The 14,269-nt window shown below is 51.6% G+C and carries 6 protein-coding genes; all 6 read left to right on the top strand.

Going from position 1 to position 14,269, the window contains the following annotated elements; translation table 11 throughout:
• Positions 1-536: 536 nt before the first annotated feature.
• The 6 genes from L6H70_RS15025 (at position 537) to L6H70_RS15000 (ending at position 13,946) form a co-directional block, all read left to right on the top strand.
• Positions 537-1,595 (top strand): LacI family DNA-binding transcriptional regulator, encoded by a 1,059-nt coding sequence (locus L6H70_RS15025; RefSeq protein WP_236334445.1) that lies wholly within the window; start codon positions 537-539, stop codon positions 1,593-1,595.
• Between the two features lie 74 nt (positions 1,596-1,669).
• Positions 1,670-4,102 (top strand): hypothetical protein, encoded by a 2,433-nt coding sequence (locus L6H70_RS15020; RefSeq protein ID WP_236334444.1) that lies wholly within the window; start codon positions 1,670-1,672, stop codon positions 4,100-4,102.
• A gap of 138 nt (positions 4,103-4,240) precedes the next feature.
• Positions 4,241-5,662: an extracellular solute-binding protein gene (locus L6H70_RS15015; RefSeq protein ID WP_236334443.1), complete on the top strand. Its 1,422-nt coding sequence runs from the start codon at positions 4,241-4,243 to the stop codon at positions 5,660-5,662.
• 62 nt (positions 5,663-5,724) lie between these two features.
• On the top strand, positions 5,725-6,705 hold the full coding sequence (locus L6H70_RS15010; RefSeq protein ID WP_236334440.1) for a carbohydrate ABC transporter permease: 981 nt from the start codon (positions 5,725-5,727) through the stop codon (positions 6,703-6,705).
• A complete protein-coding gene (locus tag L6H70_RS15005; protein ID WP_236334438.1) occupies positions 6,702-7,580 on the top strand; it encodes a carbohydrate ABC transporter permease in 879 nt (292 codons plus the stop codon). The genes L6H70_RS15010 and L6H70_RS15005 overlap by 4 nt, the downstream gene beginning before the upstream one ends.
• An 18-nt stretch (positions 7,581-7,598) precedes the next feature.
• Positions 7,599-13,946 (top strand): S-layer homology domain-containing protein, encoded by a 6,348-nt coding sequence (locus tag L6H70_RS15000; protein ID WP_236334436.1) that lies wholly within the window; start codon positions 7,599-7,601, stop codon positions 13,944-13,946.
• The last annotated feature ends 323 nt before the right edge of the window (positions 13,947-14,269 follow it).

The following is a 14,269-nucleotide window of genomic DNA, read 5'->3' as shown; positions in this document are numbered from 1 at the left end:
CATCAACTATCCGGTAGGTCTAAGCAGGTAAAACAGCAAATATAAAATAATGCTCAAGCAGCCTGAGTTCGTTATTCATACGGACTCAGGTTGTTTAGTTTCGCTTGGAAATGTACAAGGTTGCTTCTATTATGTAGCGGCAATAACTGCTTCTGAGTTTAGTGCTCATCATGTAGCTTTTCTGGACTCCTCGTAAGCTTTACGGACGTGCTCAGTCATCTACCGGTATGTGTTTTCTCGTTCCCTTTCCGGTCTGCACCTCCATTTGCAGTACCCGCTACGAGAGACTTTCAGGCTGCTGAACTTCTCCGATCGGTCCGGTACTCGAAGCGTTATTCAATATCGCTGGGTTATCTTTGTTTCGCTGTCTAGATGCATCCCTTGAACCTGGGAATTGCTGCAAATTATTTTGAAAAAAAAGTAATGTAAGTGCTTGCAGGGAGGAATTTTATGTGGTAAATTTTAGAGGTCACTTACAAATCTAAACGTTTAAACAGCTAATGGACTATGGTTCGGTGCTTAGACAGGAGAATCCTATGAGGAAAACTAGCATTAAAGACATTGCTCTCAAGGCCAATGTTTCAATTGCTACGGTCTCTTATGTGCTTAACGGTACCCGTAATGTCCGTCCGGAAACGCACAAGCGGGTGACAGATGCCATAGAAGAGCTGAACTACAAACCGAATGATATTGCCAAGAGCCTCAAACGGAATCGTACAAATACGATTGGCGTAATCGCAGAAGATGTAACGGTATTCAACGCACCTGAAATTATCGACGGCATCAACGACTTCGGGGACCGGCACGACCTGCATATATTGCTTGTCAACCTTCGACTGGACAAGCGGGTTGGCCACAACTTCGGCGATTTGGAAGCTTACCGCAATTATGCCTCCAACGCCGTGTCCGAGCTGCTCAGTAAGCAAGTAGATGGATTCATTTATATCGGTGTACATACCCGTGATTTAACAGGGCTTATCGATGTCGAAGACAAACCCATCGTATATACTTACGGTTATACACAAAACGATATTTCGATCCAATATAATGATGAGCAGGCTTCCTATAAAGCGATGTCGTATCTTGTCCGTAAAGGACACAGCCGAATTGCGATTATCAGTGGTCTGATGGATTCCATTCCATCCAGACAGCGGCTGAATGGCTACTACAGAGCGGTCACCGATTTCGAGTTGCCCTTTGATCCTTTGCTGATCAAGATGGGGGATTGGGAGCGGGAATCCGGTTATCGTCTGACAGCCGAGCTGCTTGCGCTGCCGGAGCCCCCAACGGCTATCCTGTCGATGAATGATGTGATGGTTGTTGGTGTACTGCAGGCGGCGGATGAGTGCGGAGTTAGTATTCCGGGAGAGTTGTCGGTCATCGGCTTTGATAACCGTGAATTCAGCGATTACCTGAGGCCGCGAATAACAACGATGGGATTGCCGCTGCATCAGATGGGATATCAGGCCATTGAAACGCTCTATCATTTAATTAACGGAAACAAGGTACAGAAGCTCGTTATGCCGGAATGCTGCTTAATCGAGCGGGATTCGGTGGGAGTATTAAACAGTGATGTGGAACAGAAACAGGAATGATGTTTCACATCATTTATTTTCCCGCTAATTTAAACGTTTAGATTAGCGGCAGCATGTGAAAGAGGTGATGGCTGATGACTATATTGAGCAATGAGAAATACAGGATCAAACTTAGCGGGCGCGGGGCGATGGAGGCCCTCGTCATGCGGGATGATCCCCATGAGATGAATTGGGTGATAGACCCAGGCTATTTGCAGCAGGCCGGATATAAAGATGACGCAGATAAGCTGTTCGGAGAATGGACGATGCGGCTAAATGGGGAAACCTTGGTCAGCGCTGACTTCACGCCGGAAATTATACAGGAGGGCCCATGTCATGCAACTGTAGAATTTACTGTCTCCCCTGTTGTGATCACGTTAGTGTATATTTTGGAAGGTGAAAAGTTGCGGTGGGCGGTCAAATTGTCAAATCCTTCGGATAAGCCAGTTGACATCAACGGGTTTCATGTTTGGTTTTCACTGGCTTATGTAATGTACCGCGACGAGAATGTGCTGCGCAATATGCGGGAATCCTGCGCTGTGTTCAGCCATCTTGGCGGAGATTTCGCCAAATTCGCCGCCGTCCGGCGCAGCAATGAAGGACCGCATCTGGGTGTATACAGCATGGGAGGTACAACGGTGGCAACAGGTTCCTACTGCCGGTATAGCAACTGCTTTCTGGAGCAGATTTCGCCTTCGCTGGACGGCTTGCTTTACCATCGGTTGTCACTGGTCGAGGACGGGGCTTCAATGAGTGAATCGTCAGCAGCAGATTGGATTTATGGCAACGCTTACCAGACATTGGAGCTTGAACCGGAACAGACGAAAGTGTGGGAATATGTCTTTCTTCCGTTCCGGGATATGGATGAATTTTACCACCGGGGCGAAGTCCTTGGGCATCCGCGCTGGAGCTATACGCCTGTGCTGCCGAGGGACGGGGTATTCCAGGCTTCGCTCAACCTGCCGGATGGACAGGCATTGCGCGAACTGCGCCTATACTTTGCGCCGGAAGGCTCTGATACCATCCGTGAGGAGGATGTTACGGCGCAGGCGCTGCTACTAACGGGAGCAGGACAGAACGGCGCAGGCAGCGGGTATATGCTATCCCTGCAGCGAAGCGATCCGGGAGAGCACAAGCTGGAGCTGAGGCTTGAGGATGGGCGCCGCGATGTGCTGGTCTGGAACGTGCTGGAGCCGGTCGGCACGCTGCTCAAGAAGCGGGCAGAGTGGCTGGCGGCGAACAGCTATGAAGGCGCGGAGGCGGCGGAACGGCCCCACGCGTTCCGGCCGCTGTCCAACCAGGGGGAATCGCTGGGCAAGATGGCGTTTCTGCTGATGAACAACAGCATGACCACTCCCGTACCGGAGCAGGTAGCCAAGGCTGAGGCTGCTGCGGTGCTGGATATGAAGTCACATTGGTTCATAGACGGTGATTTTTCCAGGCCGCGTCCTTTATACGGAGACTTCTACCGCATCTACGACTTCGACTACATCGGCCACGTCTTCTATCTGCTGTCGCGGATGGATGGCGGGCTGCTGAAGCTGAATCCGCCCCGGGTATATCTGAGGTGGGCTGCCGAAGTTATGTGCATGCGGCTGAACCCGGATTGCCATCCGGGCCAGCGGGAGAAGAACGAGTCAAGCCTGAACGGCGTTTTTATTCTCTTTATTCAGGAGCTGCTGAAGGATCTGGAAGCAGGGGGATTGTTCGAATGGCATGAACGGCTGCTGAACCTATGGGAGCTATTTGGCCGCAGCATGGAGATCGGCGCTCAGCAATACGGCGGGGCGATTACAGAGCATTTTTACGATAATGCGGGCTTCGGTCCGACCTGTGAAACCCTGTGTCATCTAGGCATTACCGGCGAAGCTGAGCGTTACGGGCAGCTTATTCTGGCTAACATCGGATTCAGCAATGATTATAGGCTGCAAAATCCTGATCGCTGGTGGGAGGCATTATCTCCCATGATCCACTCCTTATGGGGCGGACTTGTGGCCGCGTCGGCGTTGGTTGCTTATGAGCATTTGGGTGACCCAGAATATCTAGAAGCGGCTTACCGCTCCACGATGGCAGTGTTCAACTGCTATGACTGGAACGTGCGCTCCACGCCGCGACGTCTGGCGCCGGGAGAAGCAGCTTCTACCTACAGTGTGGCCGCGCCGAATTTGAATATGCCGGAGCTGTCACGGAACCGGTTCGGACAATCGGTGTTCGTGGGTGCAAGCGATCCACTGTTCGCTTCGCTGTTCTCCGGTGTGTCCGGGGATGATTGGGATATGGGCGAGGAACTAGTCGCCTATCTGCTTGGCTTCGGGACGACGGTTTACCTATACCGGGATGGCGGCGGTCAGATGCGCTGCGTCAACGGGTTCATTACCGTAGAGGAAGACGGCTGGATTGTGACAAGTTATGCGGCTTATCCGTCAAGAGTTCTGTTGCTTGAAGACAAGCTGGAATTCCGCGCTCCTCAAGGAACACTGCAGCCTAGAGTCCGACTGCGGGACGGACGGTTCAGCGCCTGCCTATAAATTGATCCGCTGATTGTATCCCGCCGCCGCTATGCACCGGTTAAACATCCGGTTAGGCAAATTTTTGCTGCTTTTAAGTTAAACGATTAGATTCGTTTGACTTGAAATAAATAGCTTTGACATAAGGGAGGAACAAACATGAAATTTGGCAAACGTAATCTGGCTTTGTCTCTTGCACTAACGATGGCGTTCTCAGCGCTGGCGGGCTGTTCGGGCAATTCGAACAACTCGGGCAATGCCAAAAATGCGGCAACCGAGGCACCGAAGGCATCGGAAGCAGCGGTGGACAAAAAGGATGTATCCGCGAAGGACATTACTCTGGAGCTGTTGTATTGGGGGGATGATGTGCAAAAGAAGCTGGTTGAAGCAGCCGCAGAGAAATATACGGCCGATACCGGAGTCAAAATTAACGCGCAAGTGCTGCCGGCTGACGGAACCTTCGACACCTTTATCCAGACCCGGCTGCAATCCGGTGAGCTGCCGGACATCAGCTACATGGGTGAAGGCGACATTCAAAAGTACAATGAAATGGGCATTTTGGCGGATATCTCCGATCTGCTGAAAGACGGAAGTATCCCCGAGAAACTTCCGGCTATTACTATTCATTCCCCGGAACAAAAGGTAATCGGTGTGGGACTCTCCAACCAAATGGAGCTGCTGTTCTACAGCAAATCGAAATTTGATGAAGCCGGTGTTTCTTATCCTCCTACCAAAGTAGAAGACGCCTGGGATTGGGATACTTTTGTAGCCAATGCTAAGAAGCTTACCAAGGATTCGAAGGGCAAGACGGCTGCAGATGCCGGGTTTGATGCTTCACTGACCGAGAACTATGGCCTGGGCTTTACTGCCGGCCGCGAATTCCACCATTTCTGGGCAGCCAATGCGAACGGCGGCGGTATTGTATCACCGGACGGTAAGGAGTTCCAATGGGATTCACCGAAGAGCGCAGAGGGAATTCAAAAGCTGGCCGATCTGGTCAACAAGGATAAGGTAGCTTCCCCATTCACTTACACCTGGAGCACGGGGATTGGTTCCGCTGTGGATGCACTGAGCGGCGGATATGCGATGGCGATCAGCGGTTCCTGGGATTTGGCCAACATCAAAGGCAACGAGGACATCGGAATTGGCGTGCTGCCGAAAATGGAGAAAGCAGTGACAATGAACGCTGGCGCTCCGCTGGTTGTGTACAATACCTCCAAACATATCGAAGAAGCCAAAAAATTCTACGCCTACATGGTTAACCCTGAGAACAGTCTGGAGCTGCTGAAGAGCGGTGCATGGCTGCCGAATCAGGCAGACTGGTATACGGATCCCGCCCTGGTGGATAAGTGGACCGCCGATCTGCCGGAAAGTGCCAAAGAAACAATTCTTAGCTACTCCACCGCTAAGGATGCCATCGTGCAATGGCCTGCTTATTACGTTCCGGCTTACCTGAAGATGAATACGGAGTATGAGAAATCAATTGACCAAGCGTTGTCCGGCAAGAAGACCGTTAAGGAAATTTATGATTCGATCATGCCGGCGATCAAGAAGCTGTGGGAAAGCGGTAAAGTGTCCTAGAACTGACATGACATCACTAATCCAAAAGTATAAAGCTTTTATTTGAAAAGAGGGCTGTGCTTATGAACCCAGAGAGCAAAACCGGTGTGGCACCCGTCTATGTCAAGAAACACGCCAAAGGCGCCACCAAGGAGGCGGTTGCCGGATATTTATTTGCAGCGCCCGCCATTATCGGATTTTTGGTACTGACGCTCTACCCGATGCTGGCCAGCTTATTTTACAGTTTTCATAAAATTACGATTTTGAGCGGAAGTCAGGTAATGGACTGGATCGGGCTGGATAACTACAGATATATATTCAATAATCCCAGCTCCGAGTTCAAAAAGTCGATAACGGTAACCTTGATCTATGCTTTCGTCAATGTGGCGCTTGTTATCGTCTTTTGCCTGATTGTTGCATTGTTGTTGAACCGCAAGTTTATCAGCAGAAATCTGCTGCGGGCCATCTTCTTTCTGCCGTCCGTGGTGCCGATGCTGGCGACTACGATTGTGTGGCAAATGCTGCTGCAAAATCAGGCCAAAGGCGGACTTGTCAACTGGCTTTTGCTGCAGCTGGGAATAGCGCCAGTAGAATTTCTGACAGACCCGATCCGAATTTTCGAGACTCTGTTCATCATGAGCTTGTGGACCTGCGGCGGGACGATCGTTGTCTTTATTGCCACACTGCAGGATGTTCCTGGCGAATTGCTTGAGGCCATTGAGATGGATGGCGGCAATGCGTGGCATAAGTTTCTGAAGGTGACTTACCCGACGATCAAGCCGGTACTTTTCTTCCAGCTGATCATGTGTATGATGACTTCCATCCAGATTTATACCCAGAGCGTGGTGCTGTCGAGAAACGGTGCGCCTGACCGGATGACTTATTTCATCAACGTTATGATCTATGATCACTCCTTTGTCCAAGTGGGCATGCGCGGGCTGGCGTCCGCCGAGGCCTGGATCGTTTTCCTGATTACGATGGTTATTACCGGCGTATTATTCTACTTTCAGGGCTCGTTTAAGCGGGACGATTCCATGGGCACAAGAAAGAGGGTGAGATTATGACAGCATCGGCAACGATGAAATATTCCAGCATCAAGCGGGCAAAAAGCAGAAGCAAAGCCATTCATATTGCGCTCATTACGCTGTCCTGCCTGCTCGGACTCATCTTCGCTTTCCCGCTGTATTGGCTGCTGCGTGGTGCTTTTGTCAGTCATTCGGAGATCTTGGCACGTCCGCCCGTGTTCTTCCCGGAGCAACTGAATGCTGATAACTTCAAGCTGGGGCTGGAGCGCATTCAGTTTTGGCGGCAGCTTTGGAACTCGGTGTCCATTGTCGTTCCTTATGTGATTGGCACCGTGCTTACGACAAGCTTTGCCGGATATGCCTTCGCCAAGCTGAAGTTCCCGCTGCGCGGGATGTGGTTCGTGCTCGTCATTAGCAGCATGATGCTGCCGAGTGCAGTAACCCTGCTGCCACAATTCTCGCTGTACACTTCGCTTGGACTGGCTGGCAAGCCAGCGCTGATCATTCCCGCCTTTTTCTGCGCGGGCGGCAATGCGTACTTTGTCTTTCTGTTGCGGCAATTCTTCATGACCATTCCCGGTGAATTAAGCGAGGCGGCCAAAATTGACGGCGCGGGCCATTTCCGCATCTATTCCCGCATTATGCTGCCGCTGATTCGCCCGGCGATGATTGTTGTTGCACTGTTCAGCTTCATTAACTGCTGGAACGAATTTTTCTACACGATGATTTATTTGAAGACGGAAGCCGACTATACTCTGCCGATGGGTCTCTACATTGTCAACGGGATGCGGATTCCGAATTATGAGCAGGTTATGGCGCTTGCGCTGGTCGTTACAGCTCCTTGCCTAGTATTTTTCCTGATTGGCAACAAATATTTTGTGGAGGGTATTACGTTGACGGGGATTAAAGGTTAGAGAGGAGACAAGAAAAGTATGCCAACAAAGAAATGGACTCGGAAGATGTGGGTAGCGGCCTTGTGTACGGCAGTTACCCTGAATGCGGGCATTGTGCCTGCATCGGCGAACTATACGACGGATTTTGTGCATAAAGGAGTAGGCACGGATTACGGTCCGGCGAAATGGAAGGATGGCAACCAAATCGTCAAGCAGCCGGTGGATTTCAGCCAGGAGACCATCGGCCAGATGATGAAGAAAATTGAGGATTTTGATTTTGACAAGTTCGCCAAAGACAATTCCGATCTGCCGTGGCTGGATTCACTGCTTGTCAATAGAGGCGTCATTCCCGACGATAATGCCGGTGATGACAGCAGCGCCAACATGCTATTCAGCCGCGGCAGCGCCCTGTATATGAAGACACAGGACAATTCGCAGCTTGGTTTTGTCGGCACGGTGCATTATGCGGATACGCTCAACAAGGATACGATGTACAATATCTCCTTGTCCACGGGCGGCATGGTGGAGGATAAGGATAAGCGCCAAAATTATCCCAGCCACGAGGATCAGACCTACAACAGCGGCGGACTGGAAATCAACCAGCGCAAATTCATTTCCGCTTACAACAGCGCCGTTACCCTGCTGAAGCTTACCAATAAGGGAAGCCAGCCGGTCACAGTAACGATGACGGTCAAATCGCCATTTGTCTCCAAGGCGGAAGGTGATGAACTCATTGGCAATCGGGTTGCCGCTCCGATCATGGTCGGAAGGGCCGGTGAAAAGTATGTGGAAGCAATGTCTTATGTCGATGTTCACTTAAGCGGAGACGGCATGAGTCCTGCGGGCAATGATCTCGTCAAAGAGATTACCGTTCCGGCCGGCGGATCAGTTGACCAGAAGGTCGTCATGGGTTGGTTGGCAGATGAGATTCCTGCCTCCAAGACGCAATATGCCGACTTCAAGTCAGCTAATAATGAAAAGGCTTTCTCAGATCAGGTTAAGCAGTACAACGAGTGGTGGGCGCAAAATATTCCGTACATCGATGTTCCTGACGAGAATGTGAAGAAGGTGCTTTACTATCGCTGGTGGAGCAACCGCTATAATCTGCTGGAAGCCAACATTCCCGGCAATGACTGGCAGTTCCCGATGAATATGGAGGGGGTACTCGGCTATAACAACGGCATCACGGTCAGCGTGCCGTGGGCGCTGCAGGATTTAAAATGGCTGCGTGACCCCTCTTATGCTTACGGCACATGGCTGGCCCAAGGCGAATATTCCGAGAACGCCAACTATAAAAATAACCCTGGCCGGCCCAACATCTGGACCTGGGATATGATGCAGAACTCATCGCAGGTAGGCTGGGAAGCCTACAAAATCTACGGTGGCGGGGATAAGGTGCTGAAGAAATTTGCTGATTTCTCAGCGAACGATGTAACTGGCACGCTGGCTCATTTCAAGGGCACAGACCCGAACCTGGTCTACTATAACCACGGGCCGATTACAGGCAACGATGGAGACACGGTCTCGATGCACTGGAAAGGCGGCGGCAACTATGCTCGTCTGGACGGATCGTCCACGGAGTATGCCAATGCAGTAGCCGCACAGCAAATGTATGAGCAGCTTGGCGATATGACGAAAGCCGCGCAAATGAAAGAGATTGCCGGTAAGATCCAGCAAGCCGTTTTGACGAATATGTGGTATGACAATAAGGACTTTGACGGCGACGGTAAGGCGGATACCAACGGAGACGGCAGCTTTTTGCATAAAAAAGTGGAAGGCAGCAAGGATGTATTCGATCCGTGGCGCGACAACAACATGTTCGTGTTCAACTTCGGTGTCGTGCCAAAAGCAGGAGATGCTGGATATGAATCCAAGTATCTGACCCAACTGTACGATTACGCTGACCCTGATTATTATCCGATCTTCCCGTTCTTCACTGCTGATCAGAACAGCATTATGAAGCGGGTGGATGCTTTCAAGAACGGCGAGACGGATGCGTTTGGCACAGACCAGTTCGCTTGGTGTAACTTCGGCAATTATATCAATACGATTCGTGCTTCACTGCGCTATTACCCGGTGAACAACATCAACAGTGACACCTATAAAACACTGTTCGACTGGGGCGCATGGCTGCATACAGTGAATCCCGGCGATACAGATCATCTGGATTCCAATGAGTTCTTCTGGCTGGAGGATTATTTCTTCGGCACACCTTGGACTAAGGATAACCCGCCGAATCCGAGCGGAAAAATGGTGCGGGCATGGATTCACCACGATACGCTGGGTATGATGAATTACACGGTTCTGGAAGATATGGCCGGATTGCAGCCGAGAACCGATAACAAAATCGAGCTGTGGCCGATCAATATCAAATATGACCACTTCGCAGTGGACAATGTGCGTTATCATGATGCCAACCTGTCGATTGTCTGGCAGGACCCGGCAAAATACACCGACAGCAATCCGTACTACAAAGGCATTCCGGCCGGTTATTCACTCTTTATTAATGGCGAGCGTGTGATGACCACCAATGAAATGTCGCATATTATTTTTGATACGGCTACTGGCAAAGTGGAGAAACCTGCAGGTGATGTTCCGGGCGCGGTTGGGGACAACTCGAAGACACAGGTATTATACCAAAAAGGCAGCGCTGTCAAACTGGCCGCAGCTGATGAGACTTCTCTGGCCGGCAATGAAAAAGCGGTTGATATGTTCAACAAAGCCGGTGTTGACGTTGTGCACAGCGGCGAGAATCTGGCGCTTGCGGCTGGAACCACTATTGAATCGAGCTATACTAAGAGTGGCTCGGACGTGAAAAATCTGGCGGACGGCTCAACGATTGCTTCCATCAATCATACGTCTAATACGGCTTTGTTCGGCGGCTCGCCGAATCGGTCCGATACGGTGACCTTCAAGTTCGACAGCACCCGTAAGGTGGATAATGTGAAGGTTTACTTCTACAATGACCGGCGTCCTAATGGATATGACGCTCCGCAGACATTTGGCGTGGAATATCTGGATGCTGACGGTACGACCTGGAAACCGGTGGAAGGGCAATTCCGTTATCCGGATTATGTAACCTCCAACTACAACAATGTGGAGTTCAAGTCGGTGGATACTGCGGCAATCCGCGTTAATTTCACCCATGCTTCAGGTTTTGCAACCGGTATCAAGGAAATTCAGATTTATAACAACAATCTGCAGGTTACGCCTGCGGCCAACCGTGCACCGAAGGTGATGCTGAATACGCCGGTGAAGGTGGAGCAGGGCGCTCCGCTGACCCTTGTGCCGACAATCCAGGATGACGGTCTGCCAAGCGGAAAGCTGACCTATCAGTGGAAGCTTGTCTCCGGCGAAGGACAAGTTGAAGCGCCTGTGCTGGATCAAGCTGTCCTGAAAGCGACGTTCAAGACAGTGGGCGAATACAAATACGAGCTGAGCGTCAGCGACGGAGATCAGGTTACCAAGATCGATGTGCCGGTTACTGTATTCGTAGCGACTGCCGAACTGTCCAATATGATCGCGAAGTTTGCGGACCGGAATTCGGCACAGGGACCACTTGTGCGGAATCGGGATGACTTTACGCCTGAATCGTGGCAGGGACTGCAAACTGCGCTGGACGCAGCCAAGGCGCTGCTGAGCAAAGACAAATATACCTTGGAGGAAGTACAGACTGTGACGGACCAGCTCCGGTCGGCCATAGACAATCTGCGCTACAAAAATGCGGCCCTGCTGGCAACACCAAGCGCTTCCTATACTTCAGCTTGGGAGAACGTGTATGCAGTGAATGACGGATATATCCCGCTTACTTCCAATAATATTGACGACAAAGAAGTTGAAACCCAATACGGAAACTGGGGTGGTCCCGGCAGCAGTCACTGGGTACAATACTCGTGGAAACGTCCGGTGACTCTATCCGGAAGCTCGCTGTATTTCTTCGATGATGGCGGCGGAGTAGTCGTTCCTTCCGACTACAGTTTCGAATATTGGGACAGCGGGGCGGGTAAATTCGTACCGGTCAGCGGTCTAAGCGAGAAGAAGATGGAGAAGGACAGCTTCAACAATGTCACCTTTAATCAGATTACGACCGACAAGCTGCGGTTGACGATGGTTAAGCAAGGGGGCTCTTTTACCGGACTTAAGGAATGGCGCGCTATTTCGGCCAATGCTGGAGGAGAAGAGCCGGTTCCGGCCGATCACGGAGCAATTACAGCTATTGAGCCGGTCTCGGTTAATACGACAGTGAACGTGATGCCGATTCTGCCTGCCAAAGTGACTGTAACCTATGCGGACAAAACAAGAGGTCAGGCAAGCGTGGTATGGGATGAAGTTCCACCGAACAAGCTGACCATTGCCACCGACTTTGTTATTCTGGGCAAGGTGGAAGGAAGTGAGCTGCGGGCAAGCTGCCGCATCTACGTCAAGTATGACAAGACGCGTCTGAAAACGGCGATCGACACGGCTGCCGACCCGGCAGTGAACGAAGATAACTACAGCGGAACGCCGGAACAGTGGGATGCGCTGCATGCAGCTCTGCTGACTGCAACAGAGGTATACAAGAATGACTCATCCACCGAAGGCGATATTGATACGGCTTACAAAGCATTGAAGAACGCTTTTGAAGCCCTCAAGCCAGTGGATGTGCACAATGCTTCCATCAGTAGTATCACGATTCCGGGCGGTTCGCTGGATCAGGTGGCGAATGAAATTATTGTGCCTGAGACTACGACGCTGAATCAGTTGAAAGAGGGCTTAACTTTACGGGCGGGAGTTACCTTCGCCGTCTATGAAAAAGACGCTATCACTTTGGCAACGGATCTGCAGACAGGCTACAAAGTGAAGGTAACGGCTGTCGACCAGGCTACAACGCGTACCTATACGCTGACGCTTGTAGCTGTTCAACCACCGGTAAATACCAGTCTGCTGGAGGAAAAGCTTAAAGAAGCGAAAGGTTTGAAGCATGAGCTGTATACCGAAGCGAGCTGGAAGGCTCTCGCAGAAGCTATAAGCCAGGCCTCGCTGCTGCTGGAGAGCGGAACTGCTACGCAGGCGGATATTGATGCGGCGTTAAGCGGGCTGACATCGGCCATTAGCGGATTAAAGCTGCTTCCGTCAGCAACACCGACACCATCGCCGACACCATCGCCGACGCCAACGGCTACGCCGTACGTTCCATCGTCCGGTTCCGGCACAAGTTCGCCTAAACCTAGCCCTAGCGCGATTGCTGCCGTAGGCAAAGGCAGTATCTTTGTGCAGCCAGTTGTGCTGGCGGACGGAACGGTCAAAGTGCAGGTAGCCGCCGGTGATATCGAAGCTGCCGCCAAGGACATCAAAGACGGCACGTTGACAGTTACCGTTAAAGCGGCGGCTGGTGTGAAGCAAGTGGCAGTTGAGCTTCCGCTGCAAGCACTGGCCGCAGCGAAAGCAGTGACCATGCTGAAGCTTGAGACTGGCTCGGCGGACGTGATCCTGCCGCAGAGTTTCCTGAAATCGTACACGGGTAACAGCAGTCTCTCGCTGCTGGTCAAAGCCGTGGACGGTGCGGGCCTTCCGGTGCAAGCTGGCGCCCTCAGGGGAGCGGGAACGGTCAGCGATATCACGCTGAGCATTGACGGAGCGGCACTTCCGGCCACCGCGCTGCAAGCGAAGGGCATCAAGCTGGCGCTGCCTTATGTGCTAAAGGCTGGCGACAAGGGTCATCAGGTGGTTGCCTACACGCTGAGTGATGCCGGAACAGCCAAGATTGTTGCAGGCGGCAAGTACAGTGCCGCCACCGGAATGTTCGAATTTAACATGAAGCATAGCGGAACCTATGCGGTACTCTGCCCGAACGTTGCATTTACCGATGTAGCGAACGTGGGCTGGGCAGTGGACAGTATTGAAGCGCTGGCGGCCAGAGGAGCTATCCAGGGAGCGGAAGCAGGCATGTTTAAACCAGGGGCTAACGTGACCCGTGCGGAATTTATCAAAATTCTGATGAGCGCGTTCGATCTGCTGGATGAGACGGCCATCCCGGCATTCAGTGATGTGAAATCAGGGGCATGGTACTCTGGCCCGATAGCCAGCGCACAAAAGCTGGGGATTGTGAAAGGAAAAGCCGACGGCTCCTTCGGGGTTGATGAACAAATTACCCGCCAGGAAATGGCCTTAATGATCTACCGCCTCGCAGGTATCGTGAATGCTCCATTGAAGGGTGAAGCCGGAGCGGTGACCGCTCCGTTCACCGACCTGAAGCAATTGCCGCAGGATACTGCTGAAGCTGTGGAAGCGATGCGCAACAGCGGACTGATCAATGGCATGCCGGATGGACGCTTTGTCCCTGAAGGACAAGCTACCCGGGCCCAAGCAGCGGCTGTTATCTACCGTCTGCTTAGTCAAGCTGAATAAGCGGCTCTCCGGGTTGTAAACCGGACATGCCGGGGCCAAACGGCGGAGATGCTGGGACTTTATCAGTGCCCGGCATCTCCATTCTATCCAAACATACACCGATTCACCCACATGCTTGTCAGGTTTAAGCAAGACTGAAACCAGCAAAGCGGCTGTCTCAAGCATATTTTTCTGCTAGTGAGACAGCCGTTTTTATTTTCAAAACGATGAAAAAGGCTCGAAACCAAATTTGCTGTTGTCATTAGACTATGGGAGCCGGAAATGTTTCAATCGAACTTTGCGAAACAGCTGGACCACTTGAAGCCAGCGTTTCTGCGGAGGGC

The sequence above is a fragment of the Paenibacillus auburnensis genome (assembly GCF_927798115.1).
GTDB lineage: Bacteria > Bacillota > Bacilli > Paenibacillales > Paenibacillaceae > Paenibacillus_AQ > Paenibacillus_AQ auburnensis.
Note: the sequence above shows the minus strand (reverse complement) of the source record. Positions and strands in the feature narration are given on the sequence as shown.